Annotated in this window: 15 protein-coding genes and 2 tRNA genes; 5 read left to right on the top strand and 12 right to left on the bottom strand. The window is 66.2% G+C overall.

Annotation, left to right across the window (positions count from 1 at the left end):
• Positions 1–36: 36 nt before the first annotated feature.
• Positions 37–1179, top strand: a complete 1143-nt coding sequence (locus JW805_08955; protein ID MBN2972144.1) for an energy transducer TonB — start codon at positions 37–39, stop codon at positions 1177–1179.
• A gap of 6 nt (positions 1180–1185) precedes the next feature.
• Here JW805_08955 and JW805_08950 read toward each other — a convergent pair whose 3' ends face one another.
• The 5 genes from JW805_08950 to JW805_08930 form a co-directional block, all read right to left on the bottom strand.
• Positions 1186–2082, bottom strand: a complete 897-nt coding sequence (locus tag JW805_08950) for an acyl-CoA thioesterase II (protein ID MBN2972143.1) — start codon at positions 2080–2082, stop codon at positions 1186–1188.
• Positions 2083–2227: 145 nt separating this feature from the next.
• On the bottom strand, positions 2228–3355 hold the full coding sequence (locus tag JW805_08945; GenBank protein MBN2972142.1) for an acyl-CoA dehydrogenase family protein: 1128 nt from the start codon (positions 3353–3355) through the stop codon (positions 2228–2230).
• 135 nt (positions 3356–3490) lie between these two features.
• The gene (locus JW805_08940) at positions 3491–4675 is read right to left on the bottom strand and encodes an acyl-CoA dehydrogenase family protein (GenBank protein ID MBN2972141.1); all 1185 of its coding nucleotides are present in this window, start codon (positions 4673–4675) and stop codon (positions 3491–3493) included.
• Between the two features lie 135 nt (positions 4676–4810).
• Positions 4811–6838 carry an enoyl-CoA hydratase/isomerase family protein gene (locus JW805_08935; GenBank protein ID MBN2972140.1) on the bottom strand — a complete coding sequence of 676 codons (2028 nt, stop codon included), beginning with the start codon at positions 6836–6838 and terminating at the stop codon, positions 4811–4813.
• A gap of 92 nt (positions 6839–6930) precedes the next feature.
• Entirely contained in the window at positions 6931–8148 is a 1218-nt protein-coding gene (locus tag JW805_08930; GenBank protein MBN2972139.1) for a beta-lactamase family protein, read from the bottom strand.
• A 160-nt stretch (positions 8149–8308) separates the two neighbouring features.
• Between JW805_08930 and JW805_08925 the strand changes: the two genes are divergently transcribed.
• Positions 8309–10045: an acyl--CoA ligase gene (locus JW805_08925; protein ID MBN2972138.1), complete on the top strand. Its 1737-nt coding sequence runs from the start codon at positions 8309–8311 to the stop codon at positions 10043–10045.
• A gap of 123 nt (positions 10046–10168) precedes the next feature.
• Here the strand turns inward: JW805_08925 and JW805_08920 are convergent, their stop codons facing one another.
• The 3 genes from JW805_08920 to JW805_08910 form a co-directional block, all read right to left on the bottom strand.
• Positions 10169–10753: an urea carboxylase-associated family protein gene (locus JW805_08920; GenBank protein MBN2972137.1), complete on the bottom strand. Its 585-nt coding sequence runs from the start codon at positions 10751–10753 to the stop codon at positions 10169–10171.
• A complete protein-coding gene (locus JW805_08915) occupies positions 10743–11438 on the bottom strand; it encodes a YqcI/YcgG family protein (GenBank protein MBN2972136.1) in 696 nt (231 codons plus the stop codon). Before JW805_08915 ends, JW805_08920 begins: the two co-directional genes overlap by 11 nt.
• A gap of 67 nt (positions 11439–11505) precedes the next feature.
• Positions 11506–12984 (bottom strand): glycerol kinase, encoded by a 1479-nt coding sequence (locus JW805_08910; GenBank protein ID MBN2972135.1) that lies wholly within the window; start codon positions 12982–12984, stop codon positions 11506–11508.
• 71 nt (positions 12985–13055) lie between these two features.
• Here JW805_08910 and JW805_08905 point away from each other — a divergent pair, with 71 nt between their 5' ends.
• The 3 genes from JW805_08905 (at position 13056) to JW805_08895 (ending at position 14652) form a co-directional block, all read left to right on the top strand.
• The gene (locus JW805_08905) at positions 13056–14234 is read left to right on the top strand and encodes an AI-2E family transporter (GenBank protein ID MBN2972134.1); all 1179 of its coding nucleotides are present in this window, start codon (positions 13056–13058) and stop codon (positions 14232–14234) included.
• 76 nt (positions 14235–14310) lie between these two features.
• Positions 14311–14387 (top strand) — tRNA-Asp (locus tag JW805_08900).
• 188 nt (positions 14388–14575) lie between these two features.
• Positions 14576–14652 (top strand) — tRNA-Asp (locus tag JW805_08895).
• Between the two features lie 121 nt (positions 14653–14773).
• Here JW805_08895 and JW805_08890 read toward each other — a convergent pair.
• The 4 genes from JW805_08890 to JW805_08875 form a co-directional block, all read right to left on the bottom strand.
• Positions 14774–14992 carry a DUF2842 domain-containing protein gene (locus tag JW805_08890; GenBank protein ID MBN2972133.1) on the bottom strand — a complete coding sequence of 73 codons (219 nt, stop codon included), beginning with the start codon at positions 14990–14992 and terminating at the stop codon, positions 14774–14776.
• Complete coding sequence (locus JW805_08885) at positions 14989–15534, bottom strand: 5-formyltetrahydrofolate cyclo-ligase (protein ID MBN2972132.1); 546 nt, start codon at positions 15532–15534, stop codon at positions 14989–14991. The genes JW805_08890 and JW805_08885 overlap by 4 nt, the downstream gene beginning before the upstream one ends.
• 200 nt (positions 15535–15734) lie before the next feature.
• Positions 15735–16040 (bottom strand): cell division protein ZapA, encoded by a 306-nt coding sequence (locus tag JW805_08880; GenBank protein ID MBN2972131.1) that lies wholly within the window; start codon positions 16038–16040, stop codon positions 15735–15737.
• Positions 16040–16231: a hypothetical protein gene (locus tag JW805_08875; GenBank protein MBN2972130.1), complete on the bottom strand. Its 192-nt coding sequence runs from the start codon at positions 16229–16231 to the stop codon at positions 16040–16042. Before JW805_08875 ends, JW805_08880 begins: the two co-directional genes overlap by 1 nt.
• Between the last annotated feature and the right edge of the window lie 107 nt (positions 16232–16338).

Below are 16338 nucleotides of genomic sequence, written 5' to 3'. Positions count from 1 at the left end.
CTTGAGCCCGTCACGCGGCGCGCGCAGGATCGCGCCATGCCGATCCTGACCGTGCTCGCCGTCGCCGTTTTGCCAGTCGCACAGGTACCGCCGGCGCCGCCGATAGTGGCATCGCCGACCGCATCTGCTCACACGATGTTCGATTTTCGACCCGGCGCCGTGCGCTGCGACGGCGGCATCCCGACAGCGGTTTCGATCGCGCGCCCGACCCCATCGGCAGGCGCGATGGTGCGGGGATCGGACCCTGCACCGGTTCGCTTCAGCTTCTCGATCGACACGGACGGCCGGGTCGTGGGAATTAAGGCTGAGCCGCGTGCGATGGCCGGCGGTTATGTGCCGATGCCCGACCTGCAGCCCGCGCTGGCGGCGTCGCGCTTTGCCGCCGGATCGGCGCAGGCGCGGTGTACGATCCAATATGACATCGATGCGACCCCGCTGGCCGATGCCCCCGCGCCGCTGATCCGTCGCTACCTGACTCTGCCGCACGATGCGGCGTATTTTGAAAGCGACATCCGCAAGCGCGCCCGCGCGGTGGAAGGCGATTGTTATAAGGGGACTGGCCCCGCGCCTCTGCTGCGCGCCTATCCCGATCTGGAAGCAATTCCTCAGGCGCCGGGTACGCTGTCGATGACCGTCGCCGGTTTCGATCTGGATACGCGCGGCAAGCCGGTGCGCATCCGCACGATCGAAAGCGACGGTAATGCCGCGCTGGATGCCGCCACGCGGGCCGCGGTGACTGCGTCGCGCTTTAAAACCGACCGCGGGCGCACCGGTTGCGTTATGCCGATGTTCCGTCGTCAGCGGACCCCGCTGGCTGCCCCTGTCGCAACACCCCTCGACGGGTTCCGGAATGCAGAGGGCTGTCCGGCCGACGACGCGAAATGGGCATATCTTCCGACGCTGACGTTCCCCGAGCCGTTCCGCCGCCGCGGGATCGAGGGGTGGGCTATCGTGCGCTACGATGTCGCGCCATGGGGTCAGGTGGGCAATGTCCACGTCGTCGCTAGCGAACCGGCGGCGGCGTTCGGCGATCAGGCCCGACAGATCATGACCAACGCGCGCCGCGCGCCATCGGCACGAGGGGCTTCGGGGTGCGTCGAGCGAGTACGCTTCAAGCTGCCGGAAGGCGACGAACCGGGAGAGGCTACTCCGCCGCCACCATCGCCACCGGTGATGTGACAATGCTCATTCGCGGACGCGGATCAGTCCTTCCTGTGCGGTGCTCGCGACCAGCCGTCCATCGCGCGAGAAAATCCGGCCGCGATTGAACCCGCGACCGTGGCCCGACCATGGGCTGTCGGTCGTGTAGAGCAGCCAGTCGTCGGCGCGGAACGGTTCGTGCAGCCACACCGCATGGTCGAGGCTCGCGGTCTGCATCTTGCCGCTCAGCCAGCTTTTGCCGTGCGGCAGCATCGCGGTGCCGAGCAGTGCCATGTCAGAGGCGTAGCTGAGGATCGCGCGGTGCAGCGCTGGATCATCGGGCAGGGCTGCGGTCGCGCGGAACCAGGCATGCCAGACCGGCGGCGCGGGCTGCGGGTGGATCAGCGAGCGTGGGCTAACCGGCCGCATCTCGATCGGGCGTGCGCGCAAGAAGAAGGGGCGCATCTTCTCCGGGATCTCATCGATGTGTTCGCGGCGCAGATCGGTTTCGGACCGCAGCGCTTCGGGCGGCGGGACATCGGGCATCGCGTCGCTGTGGTGCAGCCCGTCCTCGGCACGCTGAAACGACGCGGCCATGTTCAGGATCGGCTGGCCTTTCTGCATCGCGATCACCCGCCGGGTCGCGAAGCTGCCACCGTCGAAGTCGCGGACCACACGGTAGATGATCGGGAAATTTTCATCCCCCGGCCGCATGAAATAGGCGTGGAGCGAATGCGCGTCCTTACCCTCGACGCTGCGCTGCGCCGCCTGAAGGGCCTGAGCGATGACCTGACCGCCGAACACGCGCCCGACGCCACCGGGCTGGCGCGACCCGCGGTAGAGGTCGGTGTCGATCGTCTCGACGTCGAGCAGCGTCACGAGCTGGGCGACGAGGGCCTCTGGCGTTTCGGCGCGGGGTGGGGGTGGTGAGTCGTCGGTCATCTCAAATCCTCCCCGGCACGGGGAGGGGGACCATGCGCAGCATGGGGGAGGGGGCTATCCTCCGGCGATGCGCTTGGGGAGATCCCCCTCCACCACGCCCTCCGGGCGCGGTTCCCCTCCCCGTGAACGGGGAGGATCGCGATCGTCAATACCCGGCCGTCTTCGCCAGCGCATCGGCGTGAAAGTTCGTGTCGCCGAACATCTCGGCCAGCACGCGGGCGCGCTTCATGTAGAAGCCGATGTCATATTCATCGGTCATGCCGATGCCGCCGTGCATCTGGATGCCTTCCTGCACTGCCAGCGTTGTCGCCAGCCCGGTCATCGCCTTGGCGACCGACACGGCACTAACGGCCCGCTCGTCGCCCGCGTCGAGCAATTGCTGTGCCTTGAGCGTCGCGGCGCGAGCGACTTCCAGTTCGGAATAGAGGTGCGCGGCGCGGTGCTGGAGCGCCTGGAAGCTGCCGATGGTCACGCCGAACTGCTTGCGCTCCTTCAGGTAACCGACGGTCATGTCCATCGCGCCGCTGCCGACGCCGATCATCTCGGCTGCGGCACCGGTGCGGCCGGCGGCGAGCAGGCGCTTAAGGTTGGCGGCACCGCCGTCGACTTCGCCGATGACCGCATCGGCATCGACCTCGACGCCATCGAATTCCATCCGCGCGGCAATGCTGCTGTCGGCCAGGCGTTCGGGCGTCACGTCGAGCTTGGCCGCATCGCGCGGCACGGCGAACAGGGTGATGCCGTCGTCCTCCTCCGCGGCGCCCGCGGTGCGCGCGGCGACGATCAGCAGGTCGGCGACATGGCCGTGCGTCACGAACTGCTTCCTGCCGGTCAGGCGGAAGCCGTTGCCGGCCCGTTCGGCCTGCATCGCGACGGTCGCGCGGTGCTTGGGCCCGTCGTCGATCGCGAGCGCGGCGACCGTCTCGCCGGTCAAGATGCCGGGGAAATGCTGCGCCGCATGCGCGGTACCCTTCAGCGCTTCCACCGCGGCGACGGCGGTGGTGAGGAAGGGGGAGGGCGACAGGTTGCGGCCGATCTCTTCCAGCACCACGCCCGCCTCGACATGGCCGAGACCCAGGCCGCCGTCGCCTTCCGGGATCAGGATGCCGGTGAAGCCCATCTCCGCAAATTGCTTCCACAGGTCGCGGCTGAACCCGGCAGGGTCGTTCGCATCGCGCAGGGCGCGCAGGTGCGAGACGGGGGCGGCATCGGCGACGAAATCCTTTGCCGTGTCGCGGAGCATCGTCTGTTCGTCGTTGAGGTACAGGGGCATGAAAGTCTCCCTCTCCCCTTCAGGGGAGAGGGTCGGGGAGAGGGGCAGTCTCTCGCGCCGACCCATAAGAGGTTGTTCGTGGAGACTGCCCCTCTCCCAACCCTCTCCCCTGCAGGGGGGGAGGGCTCTTTTGCTTCAGGCGGACGGCAAATCCAGGATCCGCTTGGCGATGATGTTGAGCTGGACCTCGCTGGTCCCGCCCTCGATCGAATTCGCCTTGGTCCTGAGCCACGCGCGCGGCTTCGCGCCCTTCGACGATGCGTCGCTTTCCCATTCGAGCGCGTCGGACCCGCCGCTCGCCATGATGAGTTCGTAGCGCGCCTTGTTCAGCTCGGTGCCGTAATATTTCATCATGCTCGGCTGGGCGGGATGCGCCTGTCCTGCCTTCAGCTCGTCGATGAACTTCTCGCTCATCGCGCCAAAGGCCTTGGCGCGCACCTCGAACATCGCCAGCTCGGCGCGCAGCAGCGGGTCGGCGAGGCGGCCTTGGTCGTCGAGGCCGATCGTCGCGATCGCGCCTTCGATCAGCGGGTTGCCCCCCGGACCGGCCAGGCCCATGCCCGAGATCATCTCGCGCTCGTGGCCCAGCAGATATTTGGCGACGTCCCAGCCCTTGTTGAGCTCGCCGATCAGATTTTCCTTCGGCACCTTCACATTGTCGAAGAAGGTTTCGCAGAAGGGCGAATAGCCGCTGATCAGCAGGATCGGCTTGGTCGACACGCCTTCGCTGGCCATGTCGAACAGCACGAAGCTGATCCCGCCCTGCTTGGTCGTCTTGTCGGTGCGGACGAGACAGAAGATCCAGTCGGCCTTGTCGGCATAGCTGGTCCACACCTTCTGACCGTTGACCAGGAAATGGTCGCCCTTGTCCTCAGCGGACGTCTGCAGGCCCGCAAGGTCGGACCCGGCGTTGGGCTCCGAATAGCCCTGACACCAGCGGATTTCGCCGCGGGCGATCTTGGTCAGATGCTCCAGCTTCTGTTCGTGCGTGCCGTATTTCAGCAGCGCCGGCCCGAGCATCGAGATGCCGAAGCTGTTGAGCGGATTGCGGGCGCGGATACGCGCCATTTCCTCGCGCAGGATCTTGGTTTCGGCTGGGCTGAGGCCACCGCCGCCATATTCCTTCGGCCAGTCGGGCACGGTCCAGCCGCGCTCGGCCATGCGATTCATCCAGAGCTTCTGATCGGGCGTCAGCATCGACTGGTCGCGGCCGCCCCAGCAGGCGTCCTTTTCGGATCGCACCGGTTCGCGCATGCTGGGCGGACAGTTTTCCTCCAGCCAGGCGCGGGTTTCGCTGCGGAAGGTTTCGAGGTCGGTCATGGCATCCTCTCCGTCGTAAGCCCTCTCCCCTTGAGGGGAGAGGGTTTGGGAGAGGGGCGGTGTCTCACCGAGACCGAACGCTCGTGGAACCGCCCCTCTCCCCATCCCTCTCCCTTGAAGGGGAGAGGGCGTGCATCAATTGAACCGCTCGCCCTTTTCCGCCTTGTCGCGAAGTAGCTTGGCGACCGGGAAGCCGTGCTTCTCGAGGCCAGCGACAATCGTCTTCAGACCCACCGTGTCCGCCCAGAACATCGGGCCGCCGCGGTACGGAGGCCAGCCATAGCCATAGATCCACACGACATCGATGTCCGACGCCCGTTGCGCCTTGCCTTCCTCCAGGATCAGCGCGCCTTCGTTGACCATGGTGTAGAGCGTCCGCTCGACGATTTCCTCGTCGGTGATCTCGTGCTGCGGCGTACCGGTCTTCTTGCGGAAGTCCTCGATGATCTCGGCGACCCGCGGCGAGTTCGACGGGCGGCGGTTCTCGTCGTAATCGTAGAAGCCGGCACCCTTCTTCTGGCCCCAGCGGCCTTCGGCGGCGAGGGCGTCGCGGATGTTTTCAATGCGGGTCGGGTCGCGGTGCCAGCCGATGTCGACGCCGGCCAGGTCGCTCATCTGGAACGGACCCATCGGCATGCCGAACTCGACATGGACGCGGTCGACCTGCTCCGGCGTCGCGCCTTCATGGAGCATCTTCATCGCTTCCATCTGGCGCGGGATGAGCATGCGATTGCCGATGAAGCCGTAACAGACGCCCGCGACGACCGCGACCTTGCGGATCTTCTTGGCCAGCGCCATCGCGGTCGCCAGCACGTCGTCTGCGGTCTTGTCGCCGCGAACGACCTCGAGCAGTTTCATGACGTTGGCCGGCGAGAAGAAGTGCAGGCCCAGCACGTCCTGCGGGCGGCTGGTCACGCTCGCGATCTCGTTGATGTCGAGATAGCTGGTGTTCGAGGCCAGGATCGCGCCCGGCTTGCAGATGCCGTCCAGCTTGGTGAAGATGTCCTTCTTCACCCCCATTTCCTCATACACCGCCTCGATCACCAAGTCGCAGTCGGCGAGGTCTTCCATCTTGAGCGTCGGCGTCAGCAGGCCCATCGCCTGCTCGACCTGCTCGGGCTTCATCCGGCCCTTTGCGGCGGTCGCTTCGTAATTCTTGCGGATGACGCCGGTGCCGCGGTCGAGCGCCTCCTGCTGCATTTCGACGATCGTCACCGGGATGCCCGCCGACAGGAAGTTCATGCTGATGCCGCCGCCCATCGTCCCGGCGCCAATCACGCCGACACGTTTGATCGGGCGGAGCGCGACGTCGTCGGCGACGCCGTCGATCTTCGATGCCTTGCGCTCGGCGAAGAAGATGTGGCGTTGTGCGGCGGACTGGACGCCCATGATCAGCTTCATGAAGCCGTTGCGTTCGCGCTGTACGCCCTCGGCGTACGGCAGCGACGCGGTCTCCTCGATCACCGAGATGATTTCGGCCGGGGCGTCATAGCCGCGGAAGCGCTTGGCGTTGGTGTTGCGGAAGGCGTCGAACACGCCGGGTTCGACCGTCACGCTCTTCTCGCTGGCGCGGGGCAGGGGCCGGGCGTCGGCGACTTCGCGGGCATAGGCGATGGCGTCGGCTTCCAGGCTGTCCTCTCCGGCCAGTCGGTCGACAAGACCGGCAGCCTGCGCCTTGGCGGCGGGAACGGGATCGCCCTTTGTCGCCAGTTCAAGCGCGAATTCGACGCCCGCGACGCGCGGCAGGCGCTGGGTGCCGCCCGCGCCGGGCAGGATGCCGAGCTTCACTTCCGGCAGGCCGAGCTTCGCCGATGGGACGGCGATGCGGTAATGGCACGCGAGCGCAACTTCGCACCCGCCGCCCAGCGCCGTGCCATGGATCGCGGCGACGATCGGCTTGTCCGACGCTTCGATGCTGTCGACCAGCGTCGGCAGGCCCGGCTCCTGCATCGGCTTGCCGAACTCGGTGATGTCGGCGCCGGCGAAGAAGGTCTTGCCGTCGCAGCGGATGACCATCGCCTTGACGCTGTCGTCGGCCAGGCCTTCCTTGACCGCCCGGTCAAGACCCTGGCGCACCGCAGCGCCCAGCGCGTTCACCGGTGGGTTATCGGAGGTGATGATCAGAACGTCGCCGTCTTTGCGGGTGGTGATTGGGTCGGTCACGTTTTTTGCTCTCCTTGTTCCCCGGCAAAGGCCGGGGTCCAGTCGCTACTCGGTCGAAACTGCGCCCCGGCCTGCGCCGGGGCACGAAAATTCTAGGTGAGGGCAGAGTAAATCAGGGTCTTTAGCTCGCGCCGCACGGGGTAGGTGCTGCTGGGCGTCATTTGCGTCATGAAGACCATGATGATCCGCTCCGCAGGATCGATGAAAAACGCGGTGGAAAACACGCCACCCCAATAGAACTCGCCGACCGATCCCGGCGCCAAAGTCGGCGCGACGTTTGTCGTGACGGCAAAGCCCAGCCCGAAGCCGACGCCGGCATTGGTGCTTTCCGAAAACATCGACCGGCTCATGCTGGCCAGATCGCGGCCGCCGGGCAGGTGATTCATCGTCATCAGATCGATCGACTTGCGTGACAGGATGCGCGCGCCGTCGAGCGTCCCCTTGTTCAGCAGCATGCGGCAGAAGCGGTGATAGTCGAGGCTGGTCGACACCAGCCCGCCGCCACCCGACACTAGTTTCGGCGCGCGGCTCCAGGCGGAGTCGGCACCCCGATCGTACATCACGCGCCCCTTGCCGGGCACGAAGGCGTAGCAGTCGGGCAGCCGGTCGGTCTGGTCGGCGGGTACAGCGAAGCCGGTGTCGTGCATCCCAAGCGGCGCGAAGATGCGATCGCGGAACACGTCGCCGAGTGGCTGACCGGCGATACGCTGGACGACGAGGCCAAGCACATCGGTCGCGACCGAATAATTCCAAGCGTCACCCGGCGAAAATTCGAGTGGCAGGTCGCCGAGCGCCGCGACGAAGCCGTCGAGGTCGAGATTGCCGTGCCAATTCTCGATCCGCCCCGCGCGATAGGCCGCGTCGATTGGGGTGCGTTCCTGAAAACCGTAGGTCAGCCCGGCGGTGTGGCGCAGCAGATCGACCATCCGCATCGGTTCGGCGGTCGGGGTTGTCGAGAACGGCGTATCCCCGCCACCGCCGGCATAGACGCCGACGCCTTTCAGTTCCGGAAGAACGTGATGCACCGGCGTGTCGAGCGCGACGCGGCCTTCCTCCAGCAATTGCATGAAGGCGACCGAGGTCACCGGCTTCGTCATGCTGGCGATACGGTAGATGGCGCGTTCGTCGACCAGCGTGGCGCCGCCTTCGCGGGCCGGGCCGTTCGAGCTGAAATGCACGATCGCGTCGTCGCGACCGATCAGCAGCTGGGTGCTCGCGAATCGCCCCGAATCGACGTAGCGCTCGGCGAGAAACGCATCGATCGCGCGGAGGCGATCAGCGTCGAAGCCATGATCACCGGGCTTCGCCAACTCCATTGCCGTGACATACCTCTCATTCGAAACGCTTCATCGCCGGCGTGCCGTCGATCGGCCGCTTCTACCGCTTGAGCCGCGCGCAAATCAACACTAACCTTGGCACAAACAGCATCGGGACGAGCAAACCCGATCTTCAAGTTGCGAGAGGAAGCCTGTGTCTGACGAACCGCTGATCCAGCTCGATCCGTCCTGGCCGAAGATGACGCTAGGGCAGGTTGAGGCTGCCTTGTGCGCACCGGGGCAAAAGTTCGAGATGGAGACCGTCGACATCCGCGGTATTCCGACCCGGACGTGGAAGAACGCTCCGCCGAACCTGGCGCTGTTGATCCAGTTCGCGCGCAGCCATGGCGATCGGCCCTTTACCATCTATCAGGACGAACGGATCAGCTTCGATGCCACCGTCCGCGCGGTCGCGCATCTAGCGACGAAGCTTGCCGAGATGGGCGTGGAAAAGGGCGACCGGGTCGCGCTGACCATGCGCAATCTGCCCGAATGGCCGGTCGCCTTCTTCGCGATTGTGTCGCTCGGCGCGATCTGCGTGCCGCTGAACGCGTGGTGGACCGGGGGCGAGTTGGAATATGGCCTGACCGACTCGGGTGCGAAGCTGCTGATCGTCGATTGCGAGCGCCACGCGCGGCTGGTCGACTGCTACGACCAGCTGCCGGACCTGAAGCACGTTCTGGTGGCGCGTTCGCAGGGAGAGCTCGGCGGCAAGGCGTCGCCCCTCGACGCGCTGATCGGTCCGGCGCCGAATTGGGCGACCCTGCCCGATATCGCCTTCCCGCAGGTGGCGATCGATCCCGACGACGACGCGACGATCTTCTACACCAGCGGAACGACCGGCGCGCCAAAGGGGGCGCTGGGCACGCACCGGAACCTCACCACCAACATCCTGTCGTCGGGCTATGTTCAGGCGCGCATGTCCCTGCGGCGCGGGGAGATGCCGGCGGAGCCGACGCCGAAAGTCTATCTGGCAGTCATTCCGCTGTTCCACGTCACCGCATGTTCGGCCACGATGATGGGGACGCTCGTCTCGGGCTCGACGCTGATCTTCATGCGGAAATGGGATCCGGTCGAGGCCCTGGGGATCATCGAGCGCGAGAAGGTCAACGTGACCGGTGGCGTGCCGACGATCGCCTGGCAGCTGCTCGAGCATCCTGACCGCGCGAACTACGATCTCTCGAGCCTCGAACTGATCGCCTACGGCGGCGCACCGTCCGCGCCCGAGCTGGTCAAGCGCATCTATCAGGAATTCGGCGCGCTTCCGGCAAATGGCTGGGGTATGACCGAGACCATGGCGACCGTCACGCAGCACGGCGGCGAGGATTATATCAACCGCCCGGACAGCTGCGGCCCGCCCGTCGCGACCGCCGCCCTGAAGATCATGAGCGTCGAGGGCGACCGTGAACTGCCTGTCGGCGAGGTCGGCGAACTTTGGGCCAGCGGGCCGATGATCGTGAAGGGCTATTGGAACAAGCCCGAGGCAACCGCCGAGACCTTCATCGATGGCTGGGTGCGCACCGGCGACCTGGCGCGGCTTGATGAGGAAGGTTTCTGCTACATCGTCGACCGTGCGAAAGACATCATCATCCGTGGCGGCGAAAACATCTATTCGATCGAGGTCGAGAATGTCCTCTACGCCCATCCGGCGGTGACCGATGCAGCGCTCGTTGGCATTCCCCACCGCACGTTGGGCGAGGAACCCGTCGCGGTCGTCCACCTCGCGGTGGGCGCCGAGGCAAGCGAGGCGGAGTTGCAGGACTTCGTCCGCCAGCGGCTGGCGGCGTTCAAGGTGCCCGTGGCAATCCGCTTCTCGGACACGGTCCTGCCGCGCAATGCGAACGGGAAGATACTAAAGGGTGAGCTGAAGGCGTTGTTCGTCGACGCTTAGCGTAATCCCACCATCGTCAATCCCGCGATGGCGGCAATCCATTCTCGCTGAACGACATGAGACTCATAGACTTCAGCGACTATTGATTCCGGCTTTCGCGGGAATGACGACGGTACAAACTGCTTAGCCCGTCACTTCATACTCGATCGGCTTGAAGCTGCCGTTGTTCGACTGCAGCGCCGAACAGGCGGTCAGTCCGATCACCAGATCCATCCGCGCCACGAACGCGATTTTGTCCCCCGCACGGCTTTTCGGCGGGTCGACCGTGATCTCGCCCGTCTCCCCGTTGACGCCGACATTCATGAAACAGTTGAAGGCAGTCGGGATGCTGTCCGGCTCGATCCCCCACGGCGCCAGCGCGGCCGCCAGGTTGCCGAAGCAGCCGCGGTGCGGGTCGGCGTCGCCGTAGATGATGCGGAACGTGTCCTTGCTGCACGGCGTCAGCAGGAAGTCGTGACGGCCGACGGTGTCCTCGACGATATCCAGCATCACGTTCGAGCGGTTCGAATAGAGCGGGTCGCCCGTCGTCAGGAACAGCCGGCTGGCGTAATCCAGGGTGCGCCCCGACGAAATGACCTCGCGCAGGTCCTGTTTCGCATAGGCTAGCAAGTCGGCGACCTGCTCCCCCCGCGGATCATAGACGGTCAGCGTCTGCCCCTCGCGCAGCTCGAACCCGGCACCCGAACGCGGCGCGATCTCATGCCGCATCGCTGAAGTTCCTCCGACCGGAGAAGGGGCAGCGCCAATCGTCGCCCACCGCACGCCCGCTATATTGTCGCGCCTCCGACAGCGTGCCGTGGCGGGCGAGCATCGGGTTGGCCGACCCGGCCAGCGCCACATCGCGATCGATGATCGATTCGCGCAGCTTCTCGTACCGCCCCTCGGCCCGCAGTCGCTCGAACTGGTCGTGAAGGTTGAAGACCAGCGCCGGGCGCGGGAAGCGGCGGGCGGGGCGGCTGGCGTTGGGATGCAGGCCGACGACGAAGAAGCCTTCGCCGGCAAAGCTCAGCGAGAAATGTGGGTCGTTCGGATCGTCGCTGACGCGGGGGTCAGGCTCCTGACCCAGCCATTCGTCCTTGTCGCTGAGCGACTGCAGGCGATCCCACATCGCATGCTCGAAGCCGGCCTCGTCGAGCGTGCTGTCGGTTTCGAACAACAGGATGAAGGAGCGGAACAGCGTCGGCTCGGCTCGGTAGTCCGCGACGAACGCGCGCAGCCCGGCGTGGACGCGCAGGTCGTCCCAAGCCGATTCGATGCTGCGGGCGACCAGAAAGTGCATGTTGCCACGCGATAGCGCCGATTTCGCGCCGACACAGGGGAAGGCCGGATCTCGGATGGCAGCTTGGAAATCGAGGGCAAGGGGGTGGTCGTTCTGAAAGGCGGGTGTCTGCATATCCCGCTCAATGCGATAGAGATCGATAAGTGCCTTAAGCGGTTGATCTGAGTCAGCGCGATTCCGATCAGGTCAGGAGCGTGCGCCGCACGGCCTCCGCCCAACCGGTCAGGCGGCGCCCGCGGGTGACGTCGTCCATCGTCGGTACGAACGCCGTTACGGGGCCCCGCATCGTCGCCGCTTCGGATAGCGACCCGAACAGGCCGCAACCCACCCCGGCGAGCATCGCGGCGCCGAGCGCGGTCGTCTCGACGAAGTCGGGCCGCTCGACGGGCAGGGCGAGCATGTCGGCCAGATCCTGCGCCATCCAATCGTTGGCGACCATGCCCCCATCGATCCGCAGTCGGCTCCAGTCCGCGCCGTCCGCGGCGAAGGCGCGTTTCAGGTCATGCGCCTGGTGCGCCATGGCTTCGAGTGCGGCGCGCACGATGTGTGCGCGGGTGGCACCAAAGCTCAGGCCACTGAGGGTCGCCCGCGCCTCAGGCTGCCAATAGGGCGCGCCGATGCCGGCGAGGGCGGGGACGAGGTAGACGCCACCGTTGTCGGAAACGCTGCGGGCCAGCGCCTCGCTGGCGCCCGCCGTATCGATCAGCCCGACCGCGTCGCGCAGCCACTGGATCAGGCTGCCCGCGACGAACACCGATCCCTCCAGCGCATAGGCGCGCTTGCCACCGATCTGCCACGCAACGGTCGCGAGCAGGCGATGGCGCGAGGCGGGCAGGCGGTCACCATATTGCGTCAGGACGAAGGCGCCGGTGCCAAAGGTCGCCTTGGTCGCACCGGGCTCCAGGCACGCCTGGCCGATCGTCGCGGCCTGCTGGTCGCCGGCCAAGCCGCAGATCGGAATCGCGGCACCGAATGCCGTCGTCCGGCCAATCTCCCCCGCGCTGTCGACGATCTCCGGCAGGACGGTTCGAGGAACGTCGAACAGCGCGAGCAGACCGTCGTCCCACTGCCCGCTGCCCAGCCCCATCAACAATGTGCGCGAGGCGTTGGTCGCGTCGGTGACATGGGAGCCGCCCCGCGCATCGATCGCGGTCAGTTTCCAGACCAGCCAACTCTCGACCGTGCCCACCGCCAGCCGGTCGCCCGCCGCGCGTACCTCGGGCCATTCGCGCATCGCCCACGCGATCTTGGTGGCGGAAAAATAGGGATCGAGCAGCAAGCCGGTGCGTACCTGGACGCCCGGTTCCTCACCGGCATCCTTCAGCTGCTGGCAGATGGCTGCCGTCCGGCGATCCTGCCAGACGATCGCCGGTGCCAGCGGATCACCCGTCGTGCGGTCCCAGAAGACGACCGTCTCGCGCTGATTGGTGATGCCGATCGCAGCGATCCGATCCGCGCCGCCTGCCTGGGCTACCATCGCGGCTGCACAATCGCGGGTCTTCGTCCAGATTTCCGCGGCGTCGTGTTCGACCCGGCCGGGTGCGGGATAGGACTGCGTCAGCGCGGCACCCTGCGATCCCAGGCACCGGCCATCGGCGGCGAACAGCATCGCACGGGTGGATGTCGTGCCGGCGTCGATGACAAGCAGAAACTCTCCCATAATCCACATCCTAACTGGGATTACAGAGACAGGGAATGGCGCTACACCCGGCACAGAACTGGGAGAGATATGTGGCCGACGCCCCCGCACCGACACCGCTTTCAGCCGACGACGGCAGTCATGTCGAGGTCATGCGCCGCGACCGCCTGCTCGCTGGGCTGACGCTGATCGCTGGCGTCGGGCTGGTCATTGCCATTCCCTTTGCCCTTCAGGCCGGCTCGACATTCTTTCTGCCGACGACAGCGGCGGTCGTGATCGCGATCGCGATGGTGCCGATGCTGGAATGGATGGAGCGGCGGCGTCTGCCATCGGGTCTCGCGTCGCTGTTGTGCGTCCTGCTGTTCCTGGCGGTGGTCAACGCGGCGCTCGCGTCGATCGTCGTGCCGGCGTGGCAGTGGGTCCGGATCCTGCCCGAACGCATCGATCAGATTCAGCATAACCTGTCGCCGCTCATCGACCTCTATTCGAATCTCGAGCGGTTCGTGAACAAGACGCTGCGGCAGATGGCCGCCGCGCCCCAGCGGCAGCAGGTCGCGCCCGTGGCACCGCCCCGATCGATCGTCGAGCTGTTCGCGACCTCTGCACCGTCCGCGTTCATCGAAATGTTCTACGCCGTGCTGGTCATCTACTTCTTCCTGGCGGGCTGGACGCGAACGCGACGTGCCGCGATCACGCGCCGAACCAGCTTCGGCGGAGCAATGGCGACCGCGCGGGTGATTCAGCAGGTCGTCGACGACACCTCGGCCTATCTCGGCACCATCACCGTCATCAATCTTTGCCTGGGGCTGGTCGTCGCCGCGGGTCTTTGGGCGATCGACATGCCGACTCCCCTGATGTGGGGCGGGATTGTCGCGCTGTTGAACTACATTCCCTATCTCGGGCCGATCCTGGCGGCGGCGTTGCTCGCCTTGGGTGGTCTGATGACGTTTAACGACATCTGGCTGGCGCTGGTGCCCGCCGCGATCATGGTCGGCGCACACCTGATCGAAGCGAATGCGATCACGCCATTGATCGTCGGACACCGGCTGACGATCAACCCGATCCTGATCCTCATCTCCCTGAGCTTCTGGGGATGGGTCTGGGGCACCCCCGGTGCGCTGCTGGCGGTGCCGCTGCTGATCATTATCCAGACGATCCTCGATGCCGCCGGGCGACCGGACATCGCAGGGTTCCTCTTCGAACACGGCACACTCGTGCAGGAACCGGGGGAATTGCGGATGCGCATGGAGCGCCGTGACGACAATTCTTGACGCAGGCGTAAGAAAGTTCGGCGAATCTGTTGACGGGTCGGAGTCGGCACCGTAACAGCCGCCTCCTCGCTAGAGAGCGGGTGTAGCTCAGTTGGTTAGAGCGCCGGCCTGTCACGCCGGAGGTCGCGGGTTCGAGCCCCGTCACTCGCGCCACAGCGCAGTCCAGAGAGGCTGCGGACAAGCGCGGCCCACATGGACAAACTCGGCCGGCGGAGCGTTAGCCCCGTCCGACGGCGCGGCGTTGCCGCGGCGCAATCCGCGCTTCCTGCTGAAAAATAACCTCCGCTACCGCTGTTGACGGCACGCGATCCCGCCCCTAAAGGCCGCTTCCTCGCTAGAGAGCGGGTGTAGCTCAGTTGGTTAGAGCGCCGGCCTGTCACGCCGGAGGTCGCGGGTTCGAGCCCCGTCACTCGCGCCACAGCGCAGTCGATGAGAGACTGCGCAACAGCGCTGTCCACATCGACGAGCTCGGCCGGCGGGACCTCAGGTCCCGACCGACGACGCGGCTTTGCCGCGGCGACCTCCTGAGTACCTGGGAGCTAGTCCCGCGGCGGATGAACCGACCCGGTTTCCATCCACTGCAGGACCGGCCTGAGCGGCAGGATCCAGACGATTCCGGCGACCAGATAGACGACCGCCTGCACCAGCACCGGCCACCCGCCGATCACGTGCGAGAAGCTGGTGATCAGCACCACCCAGAAGGCGATCCAGGCGAGGATTCCGAGTGCGCCGGCCGGTTTGCGCCAGCTGGGCGTCACGAGCGCACCATCCCGCGTTCGGTCACGACCGCGTGCAACGGCACGTCCCACGGGTCGCAATCGATCATCAGCAGCTGTTGGACCGACCAGGCGATGCCCAGCCGCCACGCGTCGGGCAGCCGCGCAAAGGCCCGGTCATAATAGCCCGCCCCCTGGCCAAGCCGGTTGAGCGCATCGTCGAACGCGACGAGCGGGGTCAGCACGATGTCGGGCTGCAGCTCGGGTGCGCCGGCGTCGGGCTGGCGGATGCCGAAGGTGCCCGGCATCAGCGGATCGCTGTCGGTCCAGGCCAGAAACCGCATCTCGCCATCGCGCTGCGCGACATGGGGCAGAGCAAGCGTCGCGCCGGCCGCCCGCGCAGCGGCGGCGAGCGGGGTCGGGTCGGCCTCGCTACCTACCGGGATGTAGGACGCGACGACGATATCGGGGCTCAGCCGCGCGAGATAGCCCGCTGGCGGCACGATCACGCTGTCGCTTTCCATTGCGAAGGCGTCGCGCTCGGCACGCATATGGGCTCTCAGCGCTCTCTTCTCGTCGCTCACGCAAACGCCCCTTTCGCGTGTCTAATAGCGGTGGCGGGACCGCCATGGCCGTGTGCCGGGATATCCTCTGACGCACGGTACGTCAGGTGGGAACCATATACTGCGGACCACGGTCCGCGCAGGGACAGCCCCCATAGGATGATGAATAGCCTCAGGGATATTTTTCGGCTCGTACCGGGCAGTGCCCGCCACGGCTATATCTAGGCGTTCGTGCCCGCTTGCTCAAGGGTGTCGGCGACACGTTCCAGCCGCTCGGCGATGCGGTCGAGGAGGATCGACGACGGGCCACTGCTGCCGGTCGTCTGTTCGGCCTCGGTCAACTCGTCCGCCAGCATCAGCGCGATGTAGAGCATCGTCCGCTCGCCGCCCTGACCGCCGGCGGCGCGCGCGGCGGTTGGGGCATGCGCGTCGAGTCGGCGGCCGAGCGCTTCCAGCGCCGCCTCGCCACCGTCGCGACAGGCAACGACGTGGACACGACCGCCGATGGTCAGACGAACCTCCGCCATCAGTCGTCATCCTCTTCGGCAGCGATCAGCGAATCGAGCTGGACGATCGCCTCGCCGATCTGGGCGCGCAACGCGGCATGACGCGCCGTCAAATCGGCCTTGTCGCGCACGGCGGCCGCGGCGGCAGCCTCGATCCGGGCCAACGCACGCTCGATCCGCGCAGCTGCAATTTCAGGCGCTTGGTCGCTCATGATACCGGATTACCAGCTTTCGGTAGCAGGGCAAGCACTGCCCGCAACGGTTGACGGAGACCCCGGACGATGCGCAAAGGCAGCCGCGCACGGGCGACTCCGCCCTA

It is taken from the genome of Roseomonas aeriglobus (assembly GCA_016937575.1).
Taxonomy (GTDB): Bacteria; Pseudomonadota; Alphaproteobacteria; order Sphingomonadales; family Sphingomonadaceae; genus Sphingomonas; species Sphingomonas aerigloba.
Note: the sequence above shows the minus strand (reverse complement) of the source record. Positions and strands in the feature narration are given on the sequence as shown.